This window comes from Streptomyces sp. NBC_00513 (assembly GCF_041431415.1).
GTDB lineage: Bacteria > Actinomycetota > Actinomycetes > Streptomycetales > Streptomycetaceae > Streptomyces.
The window spans coordinates 6,753,750-6,777,860 of the sequence record NZ_CP107845.1 but is presented as its reverse complement, the minus strand read 5'-3'; the positions used below and the strand labels follow the sequence as shown (position 1 = coordinate 6,777,860).

Here is a 24,111-nt window from a genome sequence, read left to right as displayed (position 1 = left end):
TACCCGGGCTGATCAGGGATTCCTCGGTGGCGTGCGGGTTCCGCGGGCTATCGCGAGATGCAGAGCTCGTTGCCCTGCGGGTCGGTGAGGGTGGTCCAGACGCTCGGTCCCTGGCGGCCCTCGTGGAGGCGCTTGGCGCCCTTGGCGACGAGACGCTCGACCACGGCCTCGTGGTCGGGTCCGGTGCGCACGTCCAAGTGGACGCGGTTCTTGACCGTCTTGGCCTCGGGCACGAGCTGGAAGAGGATCCGGGGCGCGACCTCCAGCCCGTCCGGGTGGCGGATCCCCGCCCCGGCCTTCCAGACGAGGACGCCGCGGTGGGTGGTGGTGTCGTCTTCGGTGGCCTGCCCGGCCTCGATCATGCTGCGGATGAACGCCTCGTCGCTGGGCTCCACTTCCCATCCGAGGGCGTCGGCCCACCAGTCGGCGAGCGGGTGCGGGTCGGTCGAGTCGATGGTCACCTGAAACGTGTAGGCCATGCAGGGACCCTACTGAGCGGCGCGCGGGCGCGCCACAGGAACGTGAGCCGCGTCGTTTCGCCTCGGTCGCCCCGGCGATCGGTACCGTTCCCGGCACGTGTTCGGGCTTCGTCCGCCGGACGTCATCGGCGACTGCGCCTCATGGGGGCACCGGATGGGATCCGACCACACGGGGAACGACCGGGGCGGCATCCTGAGGGCGTTCGCCGATCGGCTGTTCCCGCCGGCGGGGGGCGGGGCCGTCCGGCCGCACGGGCTGCTGCCGCCGCTGCTCGTCGTGCTGACCTTCGTGAGCGGTCTGGTGGACGCCGTGAGCTATCTCGGTCTCGACCACGTGTTCGTCGCCAACATGACGGGGAACGTGGCCCTGCTCGGTTTCGCCCTGGCCGGTGACCGGGAGCTGTCCGGCGCCGCGTCGATCCTGGCCCTTGCCGCGTTCGTGCTGGGGGCGTGGGCCGCCGGCCGGTTGCGTCGGTCCGGGGCCGGGGGCGGGAAGGCACTGTTCGGTCCGCTGGTGGCGGTACAGGCGGTGTTGGTGGCGGGGGCGCTCGCCGTGTCGGTGACCGGCGGCGGGCAACTGCTCCTGGTCGCACTGCTCGCGCTGGGCATGGGCTTGCAGAACGCCGTCGTCCACCGGCTGGCCGTCCCCGACCTCACCACCACCGTGGTCACCCGCACGCTGACCGGGCTGGCGGTCGACCCCTGGGGGCCGCCGTCGGTGCGGCGGGTGGTCTCGGTGGTGGCGTTGCTCTGCGGGGCGCTGTGCGGCGGGCTGCTGACCTTGAACCACGGCGCGCGGTGGGCGCTGCTGGCGGCGCTCGTCCTGCTGGCGTGGGTGGCCGCGCTGGGCCTGCGCGGCGCCGGCCCCGGTCCGGAGTCCGCCGGCCCGTAGCCGCGCGGACCGGCCGCCGACCGGATCGTGCGTCACCCTCGGGGCGCCGGCGCGCCGGCGGTGCGCCGGTCCAGGGCGAACGCCGCACAGGTCATCACGCAGGCGGCCACGGCGATCCACAGCAGCACCTCGCCCACCGGGCGCAGCCAGGCCACGCCCGTCGGGGCGGCGGCCGACAGGCAGGCGGTGGCCGTCATGCCGAGGGGGAAGACCGTGGACCAGCGCCGGATGTCGTAGCGGGGGCGCGGGCGGCGCAGCTCGGCGGTGAGCAGGACGACGTACCAGGCCAGTGAGAGGCCGAGGGCGACGAGGGTGGTCGTGCGCAGCGTCGTGTGCACCGCACTCGTCCAGATCGGCGTGGCGGTGAGCTTGGCGCCCGCGAGGGCGGTGATGGACAGCGCCCCGCCCGCCACCCAGTGGTCCCCCGCCCCGCCGGTCACCTCGTGGAGGTCGAAGCGGGCCAGGGCCAGGCCGTACAGCAGCACGCCCAGGCAGAAGCAGGCGAGTCCCACCCGGCCCAGCCAGTCCTGGTGGAGGGTGACGCACAGCGTCGCCGCGAGGACGGCCAGGCCCTGGGTGGCCACGCAGACCAGGAAGACCGCTCCGGGCATCCGCCGCCTCCAGTGCCGCAGGACGTGGTACAGCAGCAGCGGCCAGAGCGCCGCGGCGAGGGCGAGCAGGGCGGCGGCCACGGTCTCCAGGCCGGACTGGGCGAGCCGGGCGCCGAGCACGGCGGTGGCGGCGACGGCCGTCAGGGCGGACGGGGTGTCGGCCTCGGAGCAGAAGCGGCCCCGGTCGGCGATCAGGCGGAGGCCGAAGTCGGCGGCCAGTACGAGCCACAGCGCCCCGGCGACGGCGAGCGCGGCCAGCGACAGGACCTCGTGGCCGATCAGCTCCAGACCGATGGAGAGGATCCCGGCGGCCATGACGGCGGAGCCGGCGGCGGGCGGGAGTCCGGTCCACCAGCGGTCTGCGCGCACGAGGCGCCCGGGGAGGAGGCTCACCCCTCCAGCGGACACCCGTCGGCGGCGACCCGCCAGCCCACGTCCGCCCGCGTGCCGGGTGGTGCGGGGGCGCTCCCGCCGCGAGGCGGCGCCGCCGGCGCGTCCTCGGCCGGGGAATGCGCCGGAGTGCCGTACCCGGGGGCGGGCGGGGTGCCAGTCTGGGAGGACCACAACCTTGGGGGCCGGCCATGGAACGTGAGGAACGGCAGCGGGCACAGCACACCGGGCACGAGGTCCGACCTTCCGCTTCGGCGGGTGGGCACGGGGCGTACGCACCGCCCCCGCGGCGGCGGGCGATCCGGACCCCGACGTTCGCCCCGCACGACGAGGAGCGGCAGCGGCAGGAGTTCCTCACCGGGACGGTCCCGGCGGCGGGCGCCTGCGTGATCCTCCCCGTGGGCGTCGCACCGGACGCGGACACGTTGCCCTCGCTGTTCGTCATCACCGTCCACGAGGACGAACGGACCTACGGACCGGCGCCGGAGCTGCGGGAGGCGTTCGCCCTGCTCGACGCGCGGGGCGCGGTGGAGACGAGCCGGGGGCTGGACGTCGGGTGCGCGTGGTCCGGCTTCGGCGGGGTCAGACCCGTGGTCAAGCTACGGCTGGACTTCCGGGTCCCGCGGACGGCCCCGACCAGGTCGTCGGTGTCGATCGTGGTGCCGGCGGATCCGTACGCCGAGGTCTGGCACCACGTCCTCGACGGTGGCCTGCTCGGCATCAGCACGAAGGCGCGGCTGGACCGGGTCACGAGCCTGCCCCGCTCGTCGTTCGCCGCCGGACTGGAGGCCTGCCTGCTGCTCGGCACGGGGCCCTCGCCGGTGTTGGAGCGGCTGATCACGACGTACGAGTGGCCGCGCGGCTGAGCCGGGCGGGCGACCGGGCGAGCCGGGGCCCCATCGGTCGGCGGGGCCCCGGCGTCACATGACGCCGCGGGTACGGAACTGGACGCTGACGCGGGGTCCGACGGCGCGGGTGGACTTGGGCACCGCGTGCTCCATGGTGCGCTGGCAGGAGCCGCCCATGACCACCAGGTCGCCGTGCCCCAGCGGCAGCCGCAGCAGGGTCGGGCCGCCGTCGCGCGGGCGCAGCACCAGGTCGCGGGGGTCTCCCACGGAGACGATGGCGACCATGGTGTCCTCGGTCGCGGAGCGGCCGGTCCGGTCGCCGTGCCAGGCGACGCTGTCCTTGCCGTCCCGGTAGAGGCACAGCCCGGCCGTCACGAACGGTTCCCCCAGTTCGGGGGCGTAGTGGCCGGTCAGTGCCGAGCGGGCGTCGGTGAGCACGGGGTGCGGGAGTGGATCGCCGGCCCCGTAGAAGGCGAGCAGCCGGGGTACGTCCACGTCCCGTTCGTACATCCGGCGGCGCTCGGCGCGCCAGGGAACGTCGGCGGCGAGTCGCTCGAACAGCGCGTCGGAGCCGGACAGCCAGCCGGGCAGGTGATCGACCCAGGCGCCGGCCCCCAGCTCCGTGCGGCGCAGTTCCGTGAGCGGGCCGATCCGGATGTCGTCGGCCTGGTCGAAGAGGGAGCCCTGGAGCGCGTGCATGGTTTCCAGCGTACCCGCAGAACCGAACATCTGCTCGAATAGCGTGTCGGGGCTTGCCGGCCCGCGTCGGACCCCGCGCGTCGGCACGGGCGGACCTCGGCCCGGACGCGCGCCCGCACGGAAGGCCCGCGCGCCCGCACGGGGCCGGCCCACTGACGGGCCGGTCCCGCTCCCGGGGTCAGCGGTGGGTGAACCCGGCCGCGCGCTTGTCCACGAAGGCGCTCATGCCCTCCTTCTGATCGGCCGTCGCGAACACCGCGTGGAACAGCCGCCGTTCGAAGCGGACGCCTTCGGCCAAGGTGGTCTCGAAGGCCCGGTTCACGGCCTCCTTCGCCATCATGGCGACGGGCGCGGACATTCCCGCCACCGCCGCGGCGACGGCGAGGGCCTCGGTGAGGAGGTCGGCGGCCGGGACGACGCGGGAGACCAGTCCGGCCCGCTCCGCCTCCACGGCGTCCATGGTCCGGCCGGTCAGGCAGAGCTCCATCGCCTTGGCCTTGCCGACGGCTCGGGTCAGTCGCTGGGATCCGCCGATGCCGGGGATGACGCCGAGTTTGATCTCCGGCTGCCCGAAGACGGCGGTGTCGGAGGCGAGCAGGATGTCGCAGAGCATCGCCAGCTCGCAGCCGCCGCCGAGGGCGTACCCGGAGACGGCGGCGACGGTCGGCGTGCGGAGGTCGCCGAGCCGGTCCCAGGCGGTGAACCAGTCACTGAGGTACATGTCCATGTACCCCTGCGGCTGCATCTCCTTGATGTCCGCGCCGGCCGCGAAGGCCTTCGTCGAACCGGTGAGGACGATGCAGCCGATGTCGGGGTCCCGGTCGAGGGCCTCGGTGGCGGCCACGACCTCGTTCATGACCGTGAGGTTGAGGGCGTTGAGCGCCTCGGGGCGGTTGAGGGTGAGCAGCGCGGTGCGCCCCGTGCGCTCGACGAGGATCGTTTCGTGGGCGGTGTCGGTCACGTGGTCGGTCACGAGGCGGGTCCGTTCCGGTCCGTGGTGGTGGCGCGCAGGGCGTGGACGATTCCGGAGAAGTCCTGTGTGGCCCCTTCCCCTTCGGCGAACGCGGCGTACATTTCGGCGGCGCGCCCGCCGAGTCCGGCGTCGATGCCGCCCGCGCGCAGGGCGTTGACGGCGAGCCCCAGGTCCTTCGCCATGAGCGGGGCGGCGAAGCCGGGGCGGTAGTCGCGGTTGGCGGGACTGGCCGGAACCGGGCCGGGTACCGGGCAGTTGGTGGTGAGGGCCCAGCACTGGCCGGACGCGGTGGAGGCCACGTCGTACAGCGCCTGGTGGGACAGGCCCAGGCTCTCGCCCAGGACGAAGGCCTCGCTGACCGCGATCATCGAGATGCCCAGGATCATGTTGTTGCAGATCTTCGCCGCCTGTCCGGCGCCCGCTCCCCCGCAGTGCACGATCTTGCCGCCCATGGCGTCCAACAGTGGGGTCGCCTCGGCGAACTCGGTCTCCGCGCCGCCGACCATGAAGGTCAGGGTCGCGGCCTCGGCGCCCGTCACCCCGCCGGAGACGGGCGCGTCGAGCGCCCGGTGGCCCGCCTCGCCGGCGGCGGTGTGGGCGCGGACGGCGTCCTCGACGTCGATGGTGGAGCAGTCGATGAACAGGGTGCCGGGCTTGGCCGCTGCGAGCAGCCCCTGCTCCCCGTAGAGGGCCAGGACGTGGCGACCGGCCGGCAGCATGGTGATCACCACGTCCGCCTCGGCGACGGCCAGGGCGGCGGAGTCCGCGGCCTCCACGCCGGCCGCCGCGGCGGAGGCGAGCGCGGCGGGGACGAGGTCGAAACCGATCACGCGCCGGCCGGTCGCGGCGAGGTTGGCGGCCATCGGGCCGCCCATGTGGCCCAGCCCGATGAAGGCGATGACGCTGGTCACCAGGGCACCTCCTGAGGAGAGTCGGTGACGGCGAGGCGCAGTTCGCGCCCGTCGTCGAGGGGGGCGAAGTAGCGGGCCACGTCGGATTCCGTGACCTCTTCGAGGGTGGCGGGCGACCAGCGGGGGGCGCGGTCCTTGTCGATGACCTGGGCGCGGATCCCCTCGACCAGGTCGGGAGAGCGCAGGGCCGTGCAGGAGATCCTGTACTCCTGTTCCAAGACCCTTTCCAGCGGCCCCGTTTCGCGTGCGCGGCGGAGGGCGGAAAGGGTGACCTTGAGCGCGGTGGGCGACTTGGTCAGGATGGTCTCGGCCGCGTCCTTGGCCTCGGGTTCACCGCTCGTGAGGAGCCGTTCGACGATCTCCTCGACGGTGTCGGCGGCGTAGCAGTGGTCGATCCACCCGCGCCTCGCGGCCAACAGCCCGGGAGGGGCCTGACCGACGTGGCGGGCCAGGACCTCGTGTACGGGCGCGCGTCCGAGGTCCGCCGACAGTCGGTCGAGCCGATCGGCCGGGACGAAGTGGTCCGCGAGCCCGCACAGCAGCGCGTCGGCCGCGCCCACCGGTGCGCCCGTCAGGGCCAGGTGGGTGCCCAGTTCGCCGGGCGCGAGCGCCAGGAGGTAGGTGCCGCCGACGTCCGGGACGAAGCCGATGCCGGTCTCGGGCATCGCCACGCGGGAGCGTTCGGTGACGATGCGGACGTTGCCGTGGGCCGAGATCCCGACTCCGCCACCCATCACGATGCCGTCCATCAACGCCACGTACGGCTTGGGATAGCGGGCGATGAGCGCGTTCAACCGGTACTCGTCCCGCCAGAAGTCCGCCGAGGCCGTACCGCCGGCCTTGGCATCGTCGTGGATGGCCCGGATGTCACCGCCCGCACACAGCCCACGCTCGCCGGCGCCGGAGACGACCACCGCCTCCACGGCGGGATCGCCGCGCCAGGCGGTCAGGGCCTCCTCGACGCGCAGCACCATGGGGTGACTGAGCGCGTTCAGGGCCTTCGGGCGGTTGAGGGTCAGGCGGCCCGTGCGGCCCTCGACGTGGACCAGGACGTCCGCTGCGTCGGTCATCACAGGTTCTCCGTCAGGCCGCGGGCGACGATGACGCGCATGATCTCGTTGGTCCCTTCCAGGATCTGGTGCACACGGAGGTCTCGGACGATCTTCTCGATGCCGTACTCGCTCAAGTAGCCGTATCCGCCGTGTAGTTGGAGCGCCCGGTCGGCCACCGTGAAACCCGTGTCGGTGGCGAAGCGCTTGGCCATGGCGCAGAGCTGCGCGGCCTGCGGGTCGCCGTTGTCCAGGGCCTGCGCGGCGGTACGGACCAGGGCGCGGGCGGCGGTGAGTTCCGTGGCCATGTCGGCGAGGCGGAACTGGAGCGCCTGCGCGTCGAGCAGGCGCGCTCCGAACGCCTCGCGGTCGGCCAGGTGGGCGAGGCTGCGGTCCAGTGCGCTCTGGGCGCCGCCGAGCGAACAGGCGGCGATGCCGAGCCGGCCACCGTTGAGGGCCGTCATGGCCATGCGGAACCCGTCGCCCTCCGAGCCGAGCCGTCGCGTGGCGGGGATCCGCACCCCGTCGAGGACGACCTGGCGGGTGGGTTGGGCGTTCCAGCCCATCTTGCGCTCGTCGGGGCCGAAGGAGAGCCCGGCGTCGGCGCGTTCCACGATGAAGGCGGAGATCCCGCGCGGCCCGTCGGATCCGGTGCGGGCCAGGACCACGTACACGTCGGAGGCTCCGGCGCCGGAGATGAACTGCTTCACGCCGGTCAACACGTAGTGGTCGCCGTCGCGTTCGGCGCGGGTGCGCAGCGCGGCGGCGTCCGAGCCGGCGCCGGGCTCGGTGAGGCAGTAGCTGCCGAGGGTGCGGGCGGAGCAGAGCCCGGGCAGCCAGCGCTCGCGCTGGTGGGGGTCCCCGTACGTGTCGAGCATCCAGGCGACCATGTTGTGGATGGAGAGGTAGCCGGCGATCGAGGGGCAGCCGGTGGCCAGCACTTCCAGGACGAGCACCCCGTCGGCGCGGGTGAGCCCGGAGCCACCGGACTCCTCGCGTACGTAGATCCCCGCGAGGCCGAGGTCGGCGGCGCGGCGGAGCACGTCGACGGGGAAGTGCTTGTCCTGGTCCCAGGCGATGGCGTGCGGGGCGAGTTGCTCCTGTGCGAAGTCGAGGGTGACCTCGGCCAGGGCGAGTTGGTCCTTGCTGAGCAGGGTCGTGGTCATGACGGTCACCCCATCGTCGGAATGGTGAAGCTGGCGCCTTCCTTGACGCCGGAGGGCCAGCGCGAGGTGACGGTCTTGGTGCGGGTGTAGAAGCGGATGGAGTCGGGTCCGTGCTGGTTGAGGTCTCCGAAGCCGGACCGCTTCCAGCCGCCGAACGTGTGGTAGGCGACCGGGACGGGGATGGGCACGTTGACGCCGACCATGCCGGCGCCCACCCGCCGGGTGAAGTCGCGGGCGGTGTCCCCGTCGCGGGTGAAGATGGCGACGCCGTTGCCGTAGGGGTGCTCGCTGGGCAGGCGCAGCGCCTCCTCGTAGTCGGCGGCGCGTACGACGCTCAGCACCGGGCCGAAGATCTCCTCGCGGTGGATCCGCATCCGGGGGGTGACCCGGTCGAAGAGCGAGGCGCCGGCGAAGTAGCCGTTCTCGTGCCCGGGGAGGGTGAACCCGCGTCCGTCCACGACGAGTTCGGCGCCCTCGGTCACCCCGATGTCGACGTAGCGGTTCACCCGGTCGAGGGCGTCGCGGCTGACGAGCGGGCCGAAGTCGGCGTCCGGGTCGTCGGAGGTGCCGATGCGCAGGGCGGCGATCCGCTCCTTCAACTTGGCGACCAGGGCGTCCGCGGTCTCCTCCCCCACGGGGACGGCGACGGCGATGGCCATGCAGCGTTCGCCCGCGGAACCGTAGCCGGCGCCGATCAGGGCGTCGGCGGCCTGGTCGAGATCGGCGTCCGGCATCACGATCATGTGGTTCTTGGCGCCGCCGAAGCACTGGGCGCGCTTGCCGTGGGCGGCGGCGGTGGCGTAGATGTGCGCGGCGATCGGGGTGGATCCGACGAAGCCGAGGGCCTGGACGCGCGGGTCCTCCAGCAGGGTGTCGACGGCTTCCTTGCCGCCGTTGACCACGTTGAGGACGCCGGGCGGCAGGCCCGCCTCCAGGAAGAGTTCGGCGAGCCGCAGCGGGACGGAGGGATCCCGTTCGGAGGGCTTGAGGATGAAGGCGTTCCCGCAGGCCAGGGCGGGGGCCGCCTGCCACAGCGGGATCATCGCGGGGAAGTTGAAGGGGGTGATGCCGGCGACCACGCCGAGCGGGGCGCGCAGCGAGTGCACGTCGATGCCGGAGCCCGCGTTGTCGGTGAACTCGCCCTTGAGGAGGTGCGGGATGCCGGCGGCGAACTCGACTACCTCCAGGCCGCGTTGCAGGTCGCCGTGGGCGTCGGCGACGGTCTTGCCGTGTTCGGCGGACAACAGCCGTGCCAGGGAGTCGCGTTCGCCCTCGACGAGTTGGAGGAAGCGCAGCAGCACGCGGGCGCGGCGCTGCGGGTTCCACTGGCCCCATTCGCGTTGGGCCGCCTCGGCGTCGGCGATGGCCGTCCCGGTGTCGGCGCGGCCGGCCAGGGGGACCCTGGCCTGGACCGTTCCGGTGTTGGGGTCGTGGACGTCGGCGTACAGGCCGGAGGTGCCCGGGGCGTGCTTGCCGCCGATGAAGTGGGTGAGTTCGCGGACCATCGAAGCCTGCTCTCGTCAGGTGAGGTCCGAGGAGGGCGCGACGAGCCGGCGGCGCGGCACCGATCGGGGTGCGCGGCGCGGGGCGGGTCGCGGGACAGTGAAGGCGTGGATGCCTTCGGTGAGTCACGAACGCGCGGACAGGGCCGCGTACTTCGGGAACTCCGCCGGATCACCTGGGCCGTGGTCACGTACCGGTGTCATGCGTGTCTGCTCCATCCTCGTGGACAACACGGAACACCCCGCGGCCGGTATCCTGACTCCCGGATCAACGCGCGCTCTCCGGCCTTCCCAACGGGTTTCCCCGTCAGTGGCCTGTCCTGCTGGAAGAGCACACTCCTCGGTCACAGTGGCGGGACCGCGTCGGATTCACACCGACTTCCCTGCACCGCGGGCTTGCCCAGGAACATATAGTTGGACGTCCTAGTAAGTCCACCCCCGTCCGTCGTCCCGGGCGCGTCGCGCGAGCGCCGCTCCACCGTGAGTGGCCGGAAACCGACGTGGCGAGGTTCCCCCGGAGACGGCCTACGCTCGGGGGATGCGCATCGTTTCCCTGCTGCCCGCCGCCACCGACATCGTGGCCGAACTCGGACTGCTCGCCGATCTGGTGGGCCGCACGCACGAGTGCGACTGGCCGGCGGCGGTGGCCGGCGTGCCGGTGGTGACCTCCGCCGCGTTCTCGTCCGACGAGCTGTCCAGTCGGGAGATCTCCGAGGCGGTCGGGGGCGCGGCGCACAGCGGCTCCTCGCTCTACGGCCTGGACGTGGAGGCGCTGGGAGCGCTCGCGCCCGAGGTGGTCCTCACCCAGGACCTGTGCGACGTGTGCGCGGTGTCCTACGCGGGCGTGAGCCGGGCGGTACGCGTGCTCGACGGAGGGCCGAGGGTGCTCAGCCTGGAGCCGCGCACCCTCGACGACGTACTGGACTGTCTGGTCCGTGTGGGTGAGCTGCTGGGCGTCCCCGAGGTCGGACGGGCCCGCCGGGCCCATGCGCGGGCCCGGCTGGAGGCGGTACGCGCCGCCGTGGCGGGCCGTCCCCGGCCCCGGGTGGTGGCCATCGAATGGCTGGATCCGCTCTGGCCCGCCGGGCACTGGGTGCCGGAGCAGATCACCGCGGCGGGCGGGGAACCGTTGATCGCGGCCCCGGGCGAGCACACCCGGCCGATGGACTGGGACACGGTCCGGGCCGCCCGACCGGACGTCCTGCTCCTGCTGCCGTGCGGGTTCAGCCCGCGGCGCACGCTGCGCGAGCGCGGGGCGCTCACCGCGCTGCCGGGCTGGTCGGAGCTGCCGGCGGTGCGGTCCGGCGAGGTGTGGGTGCTGGACGGGCCCGCGTACTTCAACCGGCCGGGCCCGCGGGTGGTGCGGGGCGCGGAGGTCCTGGCGCGGGTGCTGCACGGAGTCCGGGTCGGGGACCCGGTGACGGAGGCGGAGGCCTTCCGGCTGCCCGGCCCCGCCTGACGGGGCCGGCACCGGGCGCGCCGGGCAGGGTGGGCACGGCGTGACCGGACGGGCGCGGCGGGCCGCACCGGGCCGTCGGCCCGCGGGGCGGCGGCCGGGCGGGAACCGGTACGGGTCAGCCCCGGGGGGCGTACATGATCACGGCGACGCCGGCGAGGCAGAGGCAGGCGCCGATCAGGTCCGCCCGGTCCGGCCGGTAGCCGTCGAGCACCATGCCCCAGATCAGCGAGCCGGCGACGAAGACCCCGCCGTACGCGGCGAGGATCCTGCCGAAGTTCGCGTCCTCCTGGAGGGTGGCGACGAAGCCGTAGACGCCGAGGGCGATCACGCCCGCGCCGATCCACGCCCAGCCCCGGTGCTCCCGGACGCCCTGCCACACCAGCCAGGCTCCGCCGATCTCGAAGAGGGCGGCCGCGAGGAACAGGCCGACCGAGCGGGCGACGAGCACGTGGGCGCCCGCTGCTAGCGGCCGCGCGGCTTGCCGCGCTTGCCGCCGCCCTTGCCCGCGGCGCCGCCCTTGCCGCCCTTGGGCGCGCCGCCAGCGCGCGGGTTCTTGCCGCCGGTCTTGCCGCCGCCGGCCCCCCGTGCGCCTCCGCCGGGCGCCGGGCGCTTGCCCTTCGGCTGCGCCGGCGCGGGCGCGGGGGCTGCCAGGGAGCGGCCCCGGGAGCTGTTCACGGTCCGTCCGCGGACGATGCCGATGAACTCCTCCACCAGGTCGGTGGTCTCCTCCTCGGGCCAGGAGAGCGCCACCCGCGACTCGGGGGCGCCCGTCAGCGGCCGGTAGGTGAGGTCCTTGCGGTGGTACAGGCGGGCGAGGGACTGCGGGACGACCAGTACGCCGATGCCCGCGGCCACCAGCTCGACGGCGTCCTCCGTCGTCGCGGGTCGCTCGATCGCGGGCCGACCCGGCAGGGTGTCCCAGTCGAGGGTGTCGTCGAGGGGGTGCAGCACGATCTCGTCGGCCAGGTCCCCGGTGGACACCTCCTCGGCGCTCGCCACCAGGTGGTCCTTGGGGATCACGACGACCGTGGTCTCGGTGTAGAGCGGGATGGCGCTGAGGTCCGTGCGGTCGATCGGCAGCCGGACGAATCCGGCGTCCGCCTCGCCGGCGCGCAGCGCGTCGGGGGCGGCGGCGGGGGCGACCGCGACGAGGGTCAGCGGGATGCCGGGCAGGCGTTCGTTCCAGATCCGCACCCACTTGGTGGGTGTCACCCCCGGAACGTAGGCGAGCCGGAACGAGGGAGGTACTTCCGAGCCTGTCACCGGGCCAGGTTACCGGCCGTGGTCAGAGGTGGTGCACACGCTCGATACTCTTGACTCCATGACGTCGCACAAGACCGCCCAGACCATGAAGCCCGCGACCGCGGCGAAGAAGCTGGGTGTGTACCTCGAAGCCACCCCCGCCGAGTTCCAGGAGGGTGTCGTTTCGCGCAGCGAGTTGGGTGCCCTGCAGACCGATCCGCCCGAGTGGCTCCAGGAGCTGCGCCGCAACGGCCCGCACCCCCGGCCGGTGGTCGCGGCCAAGCTGGGCGTCTCCATCGCCGGTCTCGCCCGGGGTGGGGTCACCGAGGCCCTCACCACGGAGCAGATCGAGGCGCTGAAGAACGAGGCCCCCGAGTGGCTGCAGAAGGAGCGTGCCACGCAGGCCGAGGTCCGCAAGGAGACGGTCCGCATCAAGGAGAAGAACGCGCAGAAGCAGGCGCAGCAGGAGCAGCCGGAGGGCTGAGCCCCCGGCACGCCGCACCGCCTCGAACAGCCCCGGACCACGGTCCGGGGCTGTTTCCGTGTCGGGCCGGTTCCGCGACCGGATCTCCGGTCGTTCCCCCGGCTCGTTTCCCCGGCTCGTTTCCCCGGTCGGTGGGCGTCCCTCTGGGCCAATCGCCGCAGTGAAATGGACGCGGCGGGGGTGAGGACTTCCCATGGAGGGACGGCCGACGGCGGCACGGATCGGGAGGTGCGGTGGACGAGGACCGGTATGAGCTGGTGTTCCGGAGCGGCGAGGACGGGGGGCGGGCGCAGGACAAGGTCCTCGTCTCGCGGACCTCGCAGGCGGGACCGGGTGGTCATCCCGTGTACGCCGACGAGACCGGGATCATTCGCGCGGAGATCAGCGATCAGGGCGAGGTCAGGATGCTGGCCTCGGGCGGTCAGCAGGACCCCGAGTACCCCGTGGTGGCCCGCCGGCCGGAGTGAGGCCCGACACGGGCTCCGAGGAGCCGTGCGGCCCGGGTATGCGGCGTGTGCCGCGCCGGCGGGTCAGGCGCGGTGTTCCGGGCCGCCGGTGTAGTAGGCGCCGACCTGACGGTGGTACTCCGCGTCGGTGAGGTGTCGGTCGCTGACGAACTCGGGCGCGTCCTTGATCTGCGCCTTGGTGCGGTCCACGTGGATCCGCTGTTCCTCCTGGTCGATCCGCGTGACCGTGCCGGCGGGCAGCAGGACCTCCTTGCCGAAGATCCAGTGGCCGGTGTCGACGACGAGGTACGACGCGCCCACCACGTCGGAGTGCTTGTCCACCTTGCCGATGTGGCCGTCGGTCGCCTCGACCTTGAAACCGGTGAGGTCGATGTCCCGCAAGCGGCCCGACGTCTCGCGGTATCCCCATACGTCGCCGGACATGGAACCACTCCTTCGCCGTCGTTTCGGTCCTCCGGCCTGGCACCTGCCCGGTCCCGCGCGGCTCAAGCGGCGATGCTCGCGCGATGAGGTGCGAGCAGGTCTTCACGTACGCGTGGCCGGGCGAGGCGGGCGGCCCCCGGGGCGGGGTGTTCTCGGTGGGGGACGAGTTCCGCGAACGGGAAAGGCGGGGTCGTGAGCGAGGGCGACGGGGGCGGGGAGGGCGACGGGGTCAGCGCGGGCGGGTGCGGGCGATGAGCAGGGCCACGTCGTCGCGGTCGTCGGGGTGGCGCAGGGCGCCCAGGAGCACGTCGCAGGTCTCCTCCAGGGGGCGCTCCGGGTCGGCGAGGAGGGCCGTGAGGGCCCGCAGGCGCACGTCGATGTCCTCGTCCCGGGTCTCGACCAGCCCGTCGGTGTAGAAGACCAGCTCGTCTCCGAAGCCGAGTTCGAACGTGGTGGCCTCGAACTGCACGCCGCCGACGCCCAGCGGTGCCCCGGTGGGCAGGTCGAGCAGTTCGGGGTCGCGGCCGGGGCGGACGAGAACGGGCGGCAGGTGACCGGCGGTGGCGATCCGACAACGGTTGGCGTGCGGGTCGTAGACCGCGAAGACGCAGGTGGCCATGGTGTGCCCGAGGCCGGTCGTGGTGTGGTCGAGTCGGGTCAGCACGGCGGCGGGGTCGAGGTCCAGCTCGGCCAGCGTCCGGGCCGCGGTGCGCAGCTGCCCCATGGTCGCGGCCGCGTTGATGCCGCTGCCCATGACGTCCCCGACCACGAGCGCGGTCTTGTCGTCGGGCAACGGGATGACGTCGAACCAGTCACCGCCGACCTCGCCGACGGCAGCCGCGGGCTGGTAGCGGTAGGCGATCTCCAGGCCCGGGGTGACGGTGGGTTCCTGGGGCAGCAGGTGGCGCTGGAGCGTGAGGGCGGCCCGGCGCTGGCGCTGGTACCAGCGGGCGTTGTCGATGCACACGGCGGCCCGCGCGGCCAGTTCGGCGGCGAGCAGGACGTCGTCGTGGTCGAAGGGCGTCGGGTTGCTGGTGCGCTGGAGGCCGAGGACGCCGATGACCTCCCCGCGGGCGGTCAGGGGCACCGCGAGGTAGGAGTGCAGCCCGGCCTCGACGAGCAGGGCCGCGGCCTCGGGGTTCCGGGCGATCCCGACCAGCTCCTGGTCGGTGACCTGCCGCACGAGGATGGCCCGGCCGGTGAGCACGCACTGGGTGACCAGGCGGGTGGCGTCGTAGCGGGCGAGTTCACCGACCGGGTCGACGGCCAGTGTGGCCGGGCCGGGACGGGCGGCGGTGACGGCGAGGGCGCGGAACTGCACGGTGTCGGCGTGCGGGTCCTCGGGGGGTTTGTCGGTCCTGAGGATGCTGTCGAGCACGTCGACGGTGGCGAGGTCCGCGAGTTCCGGGACGGCGACGTCGCCCAGTTCGCGGGCCGTCACGTCGAGGTCGAGGGTGGTGCCGATGCGTACGGACGCGTCGGCGATCACGGCGAGGCGTTGCCGGGCCAGGGCGACGGCCCGGGAGGTCCGGTGCTGCTCGGTGACGTCCACGACGGAGGCGGCGACCCCGATCGCCCGGCCCACCGAGTCGCCCAGCCGGTAGAGCGAGACCGACCAGGCGCGCTCGTCGCCGGGGTCGGCCGGGGTGTGGCCGGTGGTGAGCCGGTTCAGCTGGGGGACGCCGTCGTCGAGGACCTCGCGCATGGCCGCCTCCAGGGGGCCCGAGTCCAGGAGCGGGAGCGCCTCGTGGAGGTACCGGCCGAGGTGTTCCTCGGCCGGGATTCCGTTGATCCGCGCGAGCGCCGGGTTGACCAGGACGTAGCGCAGGTCCGTGTCCATGACGGCGAGGCCTATCGGGGACTGCTCGACCAGCCCCAGGGACAGCGCCAGACTGCGCTCCACGCGCCGCAGCACGGTCCGGTCGGAGGCGATGCCCAGGGCGTACGTCTTGCCCCGGGCGTCTTCCAGTCGCATGTTGCGGAACTCCGCCAACCGGGTGCTGCCGTCCTTGTGCGACACCGGGAACACGCCGGCCCACGGCCCGCCGCCCGCCATCACCGCCGCGAACAGGGCCACGACGTGGTCGCGCTGCTCCTCGCCGACGAGCAGCTGCGCGGCGAAGCGGCCCAGGGCCTCCTGCGCCGTGTAACCGAACAGTTCCTCGGCCTGTGGGCTCCACAGCGCGATCCGCCCGATGTCGTCGAGCAGCACCGCCGCGACGCCGAGGTCGTCCAGGAGCCCGCCCGGTTCCGCGAAGAACGCGTCGCCGGACTCGCCGGAACCGGGGGGAACGGCATCAGCACTGCTCATGCCGGCCGCTCCTTCCCACCACCTGGCCCGGAGGTCAGCGGTTGGGCCCGCTCCCTTCCCACGCACGCGTGCCGGGTGGGTTCCATCCTCCCTCCACCGCGCGGAACCGGCAGCCGCTGGTCCGCCGATCCGGTGGCCGGGCCCTCCGACGGGGCGGCGGGGGCGCGGGCCCGCCGGCGTAGGGTCGGGAGGTCTCGTACGTCGCCATTCGCCCCCGGGGAACCCGCCATGCCGCACCACGGTCCGCAGTCCGTCGATCGGGCGCTGGCCCTCCTCGACGCGGTGGCCGACGCGGACGGGCCGGTCAGCGCCAAGGCACTGGCCCGCCGGACGGGGTGCTCCCTCTCGACCGTCTACCACCTCCTGGCGCCGCTCACGGAGCGCGGCCACCTCGTAAGGACGGCGCGCGGTTACGCGCTGGGGCCGCTGATTCCCCGGCTGCACCGCAGCTACCTGCGGCACCTGGAGCCGGCGCCGGGCGTCGGCGACGTGTTGGCGCGACTGCGCCGGGCCACCGGCGCGGAGGCGTACTACACCGCGTACCGCGGCGGGCTGATCACCGTGGTCGACACGACGGCTCCCGTGACGGACACCGAGAACCCCTTCACGCCGGGGCGGGAGACGCGTGCGCACGCCACCGCGCACGGCAAGGCGCTGCTCGCCGAGCTCCCCCGTACGCTGCGCCGGCGCTACCTCACGGAACACGGCATGGCACGCCTGACCGCGGCCACCATCACCAGCGCGGAGTCGCTGGAGGCGGAGCTGTCCCGGGTGCGGGGGCAGGGTTACGCCGTCTCGGTGGGCGAGGCCGACCCCGTGTACACCTGTGTGGCCGTCGCCCTGCCGGCGGAGCGGCCCCGGGGTGACGACGCGGTGCACGCGCTGTCGGTGTCGTTGCCGACCCGGGAGTACCGGCGGCGCCCCGAGGAGGTCCGGGGCGCGCTCGCCCGCGCGGCGGGCCTGCTCTGAGGCTGCCGGCCGGTTCGCGGGCGGCGCGGGCGGCCGGGTTCCCGGGCCGTGGGGCTCGGGCGGCGCCGGGGTCTCGTTCCGCGGCTGTCGGGGCGCCGCTTTCCGAGCCTGTCGGAAAGCGGGCCGGTCCCGCGTGCGGTGGCGGGCATCGGGTGCCAGGCTGGTGCCCATGATCTTCATAGCCGTCAGGTTCGACGTCCGTCCGGAGCACAGCGACGACTGGCTCACGCTCGTCGACGACTTCACCCGGGCCACCCGCGCGGAGCCGGGCAACCTGTTCTACGACTGGTCGCGCAGCGTCGACGACCCGAACAAGTACACCCTGCTGGAGGCCTTCGCCGATGCCGAGGCGGGGGCCGCGCACGTGGCGTCGGAGCACTTCAAGGCCGGGATGGAGACGTTGGCCGGTGCCATCGCCTCGACCCCGGAGATCATCAACGTCGAGGTGCCCGGCCAGGGCTGGAGCGCCATGGCCGAACTCTCCCCGCGTCCCTGAGCCCCTCCGTCGCCGTGGGCGGCCCCGGCGGTCCGTCCGCGAGGGGCGTCAGCTCGATGACCACCACCGCGCGAGGGGGCCTACGCGAGGTCGAGGAGCTGTTCGTGGAAGCCTCCGAAGCCGCCCGGCCCGTGCACCAGGTGAACCTCCAGGATCCAGTGGCAGCGCCACCCGGCCCGGTCGGTGCGGCGCAGCGGATGGTCGTTGTCCGGGGTCACGTAGGACTCCACCTTGGCGCCGTCGATCAGCTCGTGCGGGAACTCCCCCACCAGGTGTCCCGCGTGCCAGCCGCCGAGCGTCCAGCCGGCCTCGGCCGCCGAGTGCTCCACGGCCGCGTACAACCGCTTGCCCGTGATGTGGGGATCCTCGCGGAAGGCCTGCCGGCCCTCCGCGAACACCCGGGCGAGGTCGTCCCGGAGCCGATGCTTGACCGGGTCGTCGCCGAGGACGAAGGTGCGGCCGAAGTCGGCCTCGTACTCCTCGAAGATCGGGCCGAAGTCCGCGAAGGCGATGTCGTCCTCCCCGATGATCCGGTCGGGCGGGTTCTCCCGGTAGGGGAACATCGTGTGCGGGCCGGAGCGGACGATCCGCTTGTGCCAGTGCTTCGTGGTTCCGAACATCTCGTTGGCCAGGTCCCGGATGCCGTCGCTGACCTCCCGTTCACCGGCGCCGGGCACGACCAGACCCCGCGCCTCGACCTCCGCGAACAGGGCCACCGCCTTGCGTTGCGCCTCCACCAGGCCCAGTGCGCGCAGTTGCTCGTCCATCCGATCAGGTACCCCCATGGAACTGTTCCTCTTCCGATTCCGGTGTCGCGCGCACGAGCACGAGCGACCCCTCGTGGAACGACCGACGCCGCAGATGACCGAACCGTTCGTCCCACACCCCCGAATCCAGATCCGCCCGCAACCGTGTCGTGAAGCGTTCTCGGACCCCGTCGTCCACGAAGCTCCACGCCGAACACGCCTGCCGTGCCGCCGGATCCAACAACATCTCCGGACGCCCGAAGTACGCCTCGTTGAACCCGTCCGTGCAGTCCCACGGAATCGGCACCGCCCGCACACTCCCACAACCGCCCAGAGCCGCGGCCATCATTCCGATGGAGGGATACCGGTGCGCCTCCGTGTCGAGGACCTCGGGCGCGTACTCGTACAACCAGAAGTCGCGCACCCGTTCCGGATCACAGGTCAGCACCACGACCGGGCCCCGGGTGACCCGCCGCATCTCGCGCAGGCCCGCCCCCACGTCCGACCACTGGTGGACGCTGAACAGCGTCATCGCCCCGTCGAACTCCCCGTCGGCGAAGGGCAGGTGCTCGGCGACCGCGTCCACCGCCCGCGGCAGGCCCGCGGCGCGCCGTGCCCGCATCGACTCCGAGGGCTCCACGGGCGTCACGGCCCGCGCCGCCGACTCGTACGAACCGGCCCCCGCGCCGACGTTGACCACCCTGCGCGCACCGCCGAGGGCGTCGGCCACGAACTGCGCGATCCTCGGGTCCGGGCGCCGGTGAGGCGCGTGGCCCGCACCGATGTCGCCGCGGTCCACGTCCCCCGCACCGCCCCGCACGTCACGGACGTCCACCGCCACCGCCACCGCCTCCTCCTGTACCGGGAACCACGCCTCCCTTCATACTGCATGTGCAATCCTGTTTCGTACATCAAGCCGCATATGCTTGTCCAAACAGCCAAGAGCCACGCAGATGTGGACCTGGAGAAGTCTCCGGGTCGGTCCGGTTCAGCTCTCGGTCGTCAGTCCACCCGGCTGCGGATCGAAGTACTCGCTCGCCGACATCTCGGTACCGTCCTCGGTCCGGACCCGCCGCAGCGCCAGCCCCCGGCCCGGCGCGGACCGCCCGTCCGATCCCGCCACGATCACCGGACCGTCGGAGGTCGAGCGCACCACGCGGCCGGGCGCGCCGTCGTACCGGTCCGGCGTGACGGTGGCGGCCAGGATCTCCAGGCGGCGCCCGCCGTGGTGCGTGTAGGCGGCCGTGGAGGAACGGGACTGGGCCCGGACGAGATCGCCGATCTCCTCGGCCGACCGGTTCCAGTCGATGCGCAGGGCCTCGACGGACCGGACGCCGGCCCGGTGGGGCGCCGCGGGGTTCGCGACGGGGCCGCCGGATTCCTCGTGGACGGTGTGGGACGGGGTGGTGTCGAAGTGTCGGTGCACGCGGCGGAGCAGGGAGCCGAGTTGGGCGCGCTCGGGGGCGCTCAGGGGGCTCAGGAACTCCTCGTCGGCGGACGCGATGTCAGCGTTGAGGCGACTCAGCGCGGCGCGACCGTTCTCCGTGAGGTCCACGACGACCCGGCGGCGGTCCTCGGTGTCGCGGGTGCAGTCGACGTGGCCGGCGCGGTTCAGGTCGTTCACGATCTTGACGAGATCGCTGGCGTTCATGTCGAGACGCGTCGCGAGGGTGCCCTTGGACTGCGGGCCGAGGTCGGACAGCAGTGCCAACACGGTCAGGTGCCACAGGCGCAGCCCGTGTTCGGTCAGTTTGGCCGTCAGTCTGCGTCGGGCGGCCTTGCCGATCGCGTAGACGAGGTAGGCGTTCAGGTCGAGGACGCTGGGCGGTGTCGCGCTCTTGGGTTCCGCCACCGCGGCCGGTCTCCCGCAGTGTTCGGCGCCACCGGCGACGGGCGCCGGATTCGGTTCCGGTGCCGGTCTCTCCTGCGTGGCCCCGGGTGCGGCGGCCCCCGGCGCCGGCGGAGCAGCGATGGTCGGGTCGGCGTTGGTGAGGGCGCCGAGCACCCGCGCCCAGTCCGCCTGGGTGTTCCCCACTCCGATGATGACGAACGGGGACCCGACGGGGTCCCCGTGCGTACCGGTGGTCGTTTGTCGCTCCATCAGCTTTCCCTCATTCCCCGTTCGTTCGTTGCCGAGTGCGCCGCCGACGGAATGACGTCGCCGCCCCACGGATCCGGTGATCCGCGCGGCGGCGAGGGGTCAGGTCGGCGCCCCGTGGTCGGTGCGGGGCGCCGTCCGGTCGATCGGTGGGGACTCGGCGTGCGGCCACTCAGGGCCGACTGGTCAGATATCCACCCATGGAGGTGAAGTACTCCGTCGCGGACAGTTCCCGGCCGTCCTCGGTGCGGACCCGGGTGACGGCGAGTCCGTGATTGCGGCCGGTGCGCGCGTCGGCGCCGGCCACGATGACGACCCCGTCGCCCTCGCGGTAGAAGATCCGGCCGGGGGTGCCCCCGTACCTGGCCTCGGACACCACGGCGGCCAGGATCTCCAGGCGCTTGCCCCGGTGGTGGGTGAAGGCGCTCGGGTAGGGGTCGGACTGGGCCCGGACCAGGCGCGCGAGGTCTTCGGCGGGCCAGTTCCAGTCGATCCGGACGTCTTCCTCGGCGCGCTTGTGGAAGAAGCTCGCGAGCGAGCGGTCCTGCTTGGTGAACTCGGTGCGGCCGGAGGCGATCAGGTCGAGCGCGCCCACGGTGACCGGGGCGATCAGGTCGACCGTCTTGTGGAACAGGTCGGTCGCGGTGTCGGTCGGGCCGACCGGGACCGCCTGCTGGACCACGATGTCCCCGGCGTCGAGTTCCTCGTCCATCAGGTGGGCGGTGACGCCCACTTCGGACTCGTTGTTGATGAGGGCCCAGATCAGCGGGGAGAAGCCCGCGTACTTGGGGAGCAGCGAGTCGTGCACGTTCAGGGTGCCGTGGCGCGGCAGGTCGTAGATGCGCGGGGGGATCCAGGTGCGCCAGTTGTTGGCGACGATGATGTCCGGATCCGCCTCCTTGAGGCGGGCGAACAGCTCCTCGTCGTCCGGGCGGTTGCGGATCTCGACCGGCACTCCGTGCTCGGCCGCGAGGTCGGCGACCGAGTCGCTCCAGATCTTCTCGTAGGCGTGCTCGCTCTTGGGGTGCGTGACGACCAGCACCACGTCGTGCTCGGAGTCCAACAGCGCCTGCAGAGTGCGATGTCCCCAGGTCTGGTACCCGAACATGACGACCCGCATGCGGTCCTCCTCAGAAGAATGATGGATTGACTCCAGTAAAGCAAGGCTTACCTAACTACGCAACGCCCCCATATCCTGGGTTGGTTGAACGCGAAATTCACCGGGAAGGGGGCCTCTCGCCCCATCGACAGGGGTTGAGGATCAGGTTAGGCTAACCTAAGTTTCGCTGGCAGTCGCACGTCGTCATGCCTCGCTTCCGCTGTTCCCCCCTCACACCTGGCAAGCGGCCGCCCCCCGATGGGAGTGACATGTCACAAGCTCTTCCTGACGATGCGCCATTGATCCACGACCTGATTGGAATCGGCTTCGGACCGTCCAATGTGGCGATGGCCATCGCACTGAGCGAGCACAACGCGAGCGTCGGCAGGGAGGGGGCGGTCACGGCCCACTTCTTCGAGCAGCAGCCCCGCTTCGGCTGGCACCGCGGCATGTTGATCGACGACGCCACCATGCAGGTCTCCTTCCTGAAGGACCTGGTGACGCTGCGCAATCCGACGAGCGAGTTCAGCTTCCTCTGCTACCTGCAGAGCCGGGGGCGGCTGATCGACTTCGTCAACCACAAGAACCTCTTCCCGCTGCGCGTGGAGTTCCACGACTACTTCGAGTGGGCGGCGGCCAAGGTCGACGACATGGTGTCGTACGGCCACGAGGTCATCGCCGTACGGCCCGTCGTGGTCGACGGCGCGGTGCGGTACGTGGACGTGATCGCGCGCTCCGGCGCGGAACCGGTGGTCCACCGTGCCCGCAACCTCGTGATCGGCACCGGACTGCGACCGCGGATGCCGGAAGGCGTCGAGCGCACGGACCGCGTCTGGCACACGTCCGACCTGCTGACGCGGGTGGACGCGCTCAAGGACACCGCCCCGTCCCGGTTCGTCGTGGTCGGCGCCGGCCAGAGCGCCGCCGAGAACGTGGCCTTCCTGCACCGCACCTTCCCCGAGGCCGAGGTCTGCGCGGTCTTCTCCCGGTACGGCTACAGCCCCGCCGACGACAGCGGGTTCGCCAACCGGATCTTCGACCCGGACGCGGTCGACGAGTACTTCGCCGCACCCGAGGACGTCAAGCGCAAGCTGATCGCGTACCACGCCAACACCAACTACTCCGTGGTGGACATCGACCTCATCGACGACCTCTACCGGCAGCAGTACCAGGAGAAGGTCCTGGGCACCGAACGGTTGCGCTTCCTCAAGGTCTCCCGACTCACCGACGTGGTCGAGACGCCCCACAAGGTGCTCGCCACGGTCGAGTCGCTGGTCACCGGCGAGCGGACCCATCTGGACGCCGACGTGCTGATCTACGCCACCGGCTACCGTTCGGCCGACGCGCTCGCCCTCCTCGGCGAGGTCGGCCGGTACTGCCTGCTGGACGAGCAGGGTCGGGTCAGGGTCGAGCGGGACTACCGCCTGACGACCGATCCCGAACTGCGCTGCGGCATATACCTCCAGGGCGGCACCGAGCACACCCACGGCATCACCTCGTCCCTGCTGTCGAACACGGCGGTCCGGGTCGGGGACATCCTGGGGTCGATCGTGGACCGCGGCCCGGAGCCCGCCGGCGGACCCCGCCGCGCCGCCGACGAGATCGGCTCCCCGCTCTAGGGCCTCGTCGTCACAGTCCCGCCCGGCGCCCGCACGGCGCGCCGGGCCGGTGCGACGTACACCCGCCCGCACCGCGCACGCCCGCACCGCGCACTCCCGCACGCCCGCAGTCCCGTGAAAGGAAACACCCGTGCCACTTGGTACCCGCTCCGCGTCCACGAGGTTCGCCCGCCTCCTGCCCCGTGTGGCCGTGGCCGCGACGGCGGCGCTCGCGCTCGCCGCCTGCGGCGGCGGTGACTCCGACAAGGCGGACACCGCCAAGTCCGGCGAGACCGGATCGGCAGCCGGGGCCTTCCCCGTGACGCTGGAGCACAAGTACGGCAGCACGACGATCGCCGAGCAGCCGAGGAAGGTCGTCACGCTCGGCCTGTCCGACCAGGACGCCGTCCTGGCCCTCGGCGTGAAGCCGGTCGGCGCCGTCGACTGGTTCAAGGAGCAGCCGTACGGCAAGTGGCCCTGGGCCAAGGACCTGTGGGGCTCCGCTCCCCCGCAGGTCGTCGGCGAACGCGACGAGTACAACATGGAGAAGATCGCGGCGCTCAAGCCCGACCTGATCATCGCCCAGTACTCGGGCATGAAGAAGGAGCAGTACGCCACCCTGTCCAAGATCGCCAAGGTGGTGGCCCAACCCAAGGGCTCCGAGGACTACCAGGCGACCTGGCAGGTCATGACGGAGCAGATCGGCAAGGCGCTGGGCAAGGACGCCGAGACCGAGAAGCTGATCGCGGGCATCGACGCGCGCTTCAAGGCCGTCCGGGACAAGCACCCCGAGTGGAAGGGCAAGACGGTCTCGGTCGGGGAGCCCTACGAGCCCGGCAAGTTCTCGGCCTTCTCCCCCAAGGACCCCAAGGTCATCTTCCTGAGCGAGATGGGCTTCACCACCTCCGAGGCCTACCGGACGGCCCTCGGCAAGGAGAACGTCGCCGACCTCAGCTCCGAGCGCCTCGACGTCATGGAGGCCGATCGGACGGTCTGGCTGGGCACCGCCGAGACCGAGGCCGCGATGAAGGCGGACCCGCTCTACCAGAAGACCAAGGTCCACCAGGAGAAGCGCGACCTGTTCCTTCCGTACGACAACCCGGACATCGGCGCCGCGCTGTCCTTCAACACGGTCCTGAGCATCCCGTACGCCATCGACCAGGTCGTGCCGAAGCTCGAGGCCGTCAAGTAACGCAGGT

General features: G+C 72.5%; 25 protein-coding genes and 1 riboswitch. Of the genes, 9 read left to right on the top strand and 16 right to left on the bottom strand.

From position 1 onward, the window contains the following. Positions 1-47: 47 nt before the first annotated feature. Positions 48-479, bottom strand: coding sequence for a VOC family protein (locus OHA84_RS30650; protein ID WP_266952438.1), 432 nt, complete (start codon positions 477-479; stop codon positions 48-50). A gap of 154 nt (positions 480-633) precedes the next feature. Between OHA84_RS30650 and OHA84_RS30645 the strand changes: the two genes are divergently transcribed. Next, on the top strand, positions 634-1,371 hold the full coding sequence (locus OHA84_RS30645) for a YoaK family protein (protein ID WP_266968731.1): 738 nt from the start codon (positions 634-636) through the stop codon (positions 1,369-1,371). A 32-nt stretch (positions 1,372-1,403) separates the two neighbouring features. Here the strand turns inward: OHA84_RS30645 and OHA84_RS30640 are convergent, their stop codons facing one another. Then, complete coding sequence (locus OHA84_RS30640; protein ID WP_266968733.1) at positions 1,404-2,375, bottom strand: tellurite resistance/C4-dicarboxylate transporter family protein; 972 nt, start codon at positions 2,373-2,375, stop codon at positions 1,404-1,406. 188 nt (positions 2,376-2,563) lie between these two features. Here OHA84_RS30640 and OHA84_RS30635 point away from each other — a divergent pair, with 188 nt between their 5' ends. Next, positions 2,564-3,238, top strand: a complete 675-nt coding sequence (locus OHA84_RS30635) for a hypothetical protein (RefSeq protein ID WP_266968735.1) — start codon at positions 2,564-2,566, stop codon at positions 3,236-3,238. Positions 3,239-3,292: 54 nt separating this feature from the next. Here the strand turns inward: OHA84_RS30635 and OHA84_RS30630 are convergent, their stop codons facing one another. From OHA84_RS30630 to OHA84_RS30605, 6 genes are all read right to left on the bottom strand, one after another. After that, positions 3,293-3,919 (bottom strand): alpha-ketoglutarate-dependent dioxygenase AlkB, encoded by a 627-nt coding sequence (locus tag OHA84_RS30630; RefSeq protein WP_199826514.1) that lies wholly within the window; start codon positions 3,917-3,919, stop codon positions 3,293-3,295. Between the two features lie 178 nt (positions 3,920-4,097). Then, the gene (locus OHA84_RS30625) at positions 4,098-4,880 is read right to left on the bottom strand and encodes an enoyl-CoA hydratase (RefSeq protein ID WP_053678534.1); all 783 of its coding nucleotides are present in this window, start codon (positions 4,878-4,880) and stop codon (positions 4,098-4,100) included. 8 nt (positions 4,881-4,888) lie between these two features. Then, positions 4,889-5,803: a 3-hydroxyisobutyrate dehydrogenase gene (gene mmsB, locus OHA84_RS30620; protein WP_266968738.1), complete on the bottom strand. Its 915-nt coding sequence runs from the start codon at positions 5,801-5,803 to the stop codon at positions 4,889-4,891. Then, entirely contained in the window at positions 5,800-6,873 is a 1,074-nt protein-coding gene (locus OHA84_RS30615) for an enoyl-CoA hydratase/isomerase family protein (RefSeq protein WP_266968740.1), read from the bottom strand. The genes mmsB and OHA84_RS30615 overlap by 4 nt, the downstream gene beginning before the upstream one ends. Beyond that, positions 6,873-8,018, bottom strand: a complete 1,146-nt coding sequence (locus OHA84_RS30610) for an acyl-CoA dehydrogenase family protein (RefSeq protein WP_266968742.1) — start codon at positions 8,016-8,018, stop codon at positions 6,873-6,875. The genes OHA84_RS30615 and OHA84_RS30610 overlap by 1 nt, the downstream gene beginning before the upstream one ends. 5 nt (positions 8,019-8,023) lie before the next feature. Continuing rightward, positions 8,024-9,523, bottom strand: coding sequence for a CoA-acylating methylmalonate-semialdehyde dehydrogenase (locus OHA84_RS30605; protein ID WP_266952422.1), 1,500 nt, complete (start codon positions 9,521-9,523; stop codon positions 8,024-8,026). Between the two features lie 225 nt (positions 9,524-9,748). Then, positions 9,749-9,928: riboswitch (cobalamin riboswitch) on the bottom strand. A 130-nt stretch (positions 9,929-10,058) separates the two neighbouring features. On the opposite strand from OHA84_RS30605, the gene OHA84_RS30600 reads away from it, so the two are divergent. Continuing rightward, the gene (locus OHA84_RS30600; protein WP_266968744.1) at positions 10,059-10,979 is read left to right on the top strand and encodes a cobalamin-binding protein; all 921 of its coding nucleotides are present in this window, start codon (positions 10,059-10,061) and stop codon (positions 10,977-10,979) included. A gap of 115 nt (positions 10,980-11,094) precedes the next feature. Here the strand turns inward: OHA84_RS30600 and OHA84_RS30595 are convergent, their stop codons facing one another. Together OHA84_RS30595 and OHA84_RS30590 are read right to left on the bottom strand one after the other, a co-directional pair. Next, positions 11,095-11,427: a YnfA family protein gene (locus tag OHA84_RS30595; RefSeq protein WP_266952418.1), complete on the bottom strand. Its 333-nt coding sequence runs from the start codon at positions 11,425-11,427 to the stop codon at positions 11,095-11,097. Between the two features lie 14 nt (positions 11,428-11,441). Continuing rightward, positions 11,442-12,242, bottom strand: coding sequence for a LysR family substrate-binding domain-containing protein (locus tag OHA84_RS30590; protein WP_266952417.1), 801 nt, complete (start codon positions 12,240-12,242; stop codon positions 11,442-11,444). A gap of 58 nt (positions 12,243-12,300) precedes the next feature. Between OHA84_RS30590 and OHA84_RS30585 the strand changes: the two genes are divergently transcribed. Further along, positions 12,301-12,705: a DUF5997 family protein gene (locus OHA84_RS30585; RefSeq protein ID WP_266968747.1), complete on the top strand. Its 405-nt coding sequence runs from the start codon at positions 12,301-12,303 to the stop codon at positions 12,703-12,705. A gap of 233 nt (positions 12,706-12,938) precedes the next feature. After that, on the top strand, positions 12,939-13,172 hold the full coding sequence (locus tag OHA84_RS30580) for a DUF6296 family protein (RefSeq protein WP_053678698.1): 234 nt from the start codon (positions 12,939-12,941) through the stop codon (positions 13,170-13,172). Positions 13,173-13,235: 63 nt separating this feature from the next. On the opposite strand, the gene OHA84_RS30575 is transcribed toward OHA84_RS30580, so the two are convergent. Continuing rightward, positions 13,236-13,595, bottom strand: a complete 360-nt coding sequence (locus OHA84_RS30575; RefSeq protein ID WP_266952414.1) for a PRC-barrel domain-containing protein — start codon at positions 13,593-13,595, stop codon at positions 13,236-13,238. A 229-nt stretch (positions 13,596-13,824) separates the two neighbouring features. Further along, the gene (locus OHA84_RS30570; RefSeq protein ID WP_266952412.1) at positions 13,825-15,906 is read right to left on the bottom strand and encodes a SpoIIE family protein phosphatase; all 2,082 of its coding nucleotides are present in this window, start codon (positions 15,904-15,906) and stop codon (positions 13,825-13,827) included. A gap of 228 nt (positions 15,907-16,134) precedes the next feature. Between OHA84_RS30570 and OHA84_RS30565 the strand changes: the two genes are divergently transcribed. Together OHA84_RS30565 and OHA84_RS30560 are read left to right on the top strand one after the other, a co-directional pair. Then, positions 16,135-16,875, top strand: coding sequence for an IclR family transcriptional regulator (locus tag OHA84_RS30565; protein ID WP_266952410.1), 741 nt, complete (start codon positions 16,135-16,137; stop codon positions 16,873-16,875). Between the two features lie 169 nt (positions 16,876-17,044). Beyond that, positions 17,045-17,371 carry a putative quinol monooxygenase gene (locus OHA84_RS30560; protein ID WP_266952409.1) on the top strand — a complete coding sequence of 109 codons (327 nt, stop codon included), beginning with the start codon at positions 17,045-17,047 and terminating at the stop codon, positions 17,369-17,371. A gap of 80 nt (positions 17,372-17,451) precedes the next feature. Here the strand turns inward: OHA84_RS30560 and OHA84_RS30555 are convergent, their stop codons facing one another. The 4 genes from OHA84_RS30555 to OHA84_RS30540 all read right to left on the bottom strand — a co-directional run bounded on the left by OHA84_RS30555 (position 17,452) and on the right by OHA84_RS30540 (position 21,335). Further along, the gene (locus OHA84_RS30555; protein ID WP_266968750.1) at positions 17,452-18,156 is read right to left on the bottom strand and encodes a M24 family metallopeptidase; all 705 of its coding nucleotides are present in this window, start codon (positions 18,154-18,156) and stop codon (positions 17,452-17,454) included. Then, positions 18,143-18,964: a class I SAM-dependent methyltransferase gene (locus OHA84_RS30550; protein WP_266952405.1), complete on the bottom strand. Its 822-nt coding sequence runs from the start codon at positions 18,962-18,964 to the stop codon at positions 18,143-18,145. Before OHA84_RS30550 ends, OHA84_RS30555 begins: the two co-directional genes overlap by 14 nt. A 141-nt stretch (positions 18,965-19,105) precedes the next feature. Beyond that, positions 19,106-20,218 carry a MarR family transcriptional regulator gene (locus OHA84_RS30545; protein ID WP_266968752.1) on the bottom strand — a complete coding sequence of 371 codons (1,113 nt, stop codon included), beginning with the start codon at positions 20,216-20,218 and terminating at the stop codon, positions 19,106-19,108. 169 nt (positions 20,219-20,387) lie between these two features. Beyond that, positions 20,388-21,335 (bottom strand): methionyl-tRNA formyltransferase, encoded by a 948-nt coding sequence (locus tag OHA84_RS30540; protein ID WP_266952402.1) that lies wholly within the window; start codon positions 21,333-21,335, stop codon positions 20,388-20,390. 248 nt (positions 21,336-21,583) lie between these two features. On the opposite strand from OHA84_RS30540, the gene OHA84_RS30535 reads away from it, so the two are divergent. Next, the gene (locus tag OHA84_RS30535; RefSeq protein ID WP_266968754.1) at positions 21,584-22,933 is read left to right on the top strand and encodes a lysine N(6)-hydroxylase/L-ornithine N(5)-oxygenase family protein; all 1,350 of its coding nucleotides are present in this window, start codon (positions 21,584-21,586) and stop codon (positions 22,931-22,933) included. A gap of 130 nt (positions 22,934-23,063) precedes the next feature. After that, entirely contained in the window at positions 23,064-24,104 is a 1,041-nt protein-coding gene (locus OHA84_RS30530) for an iron-siderophore ABC transporter substrate-binding protein (protein ID WP_266968755.1), read from the top strand. Positions 24,105-24,111: the final 7 nt, after the last annotated feature.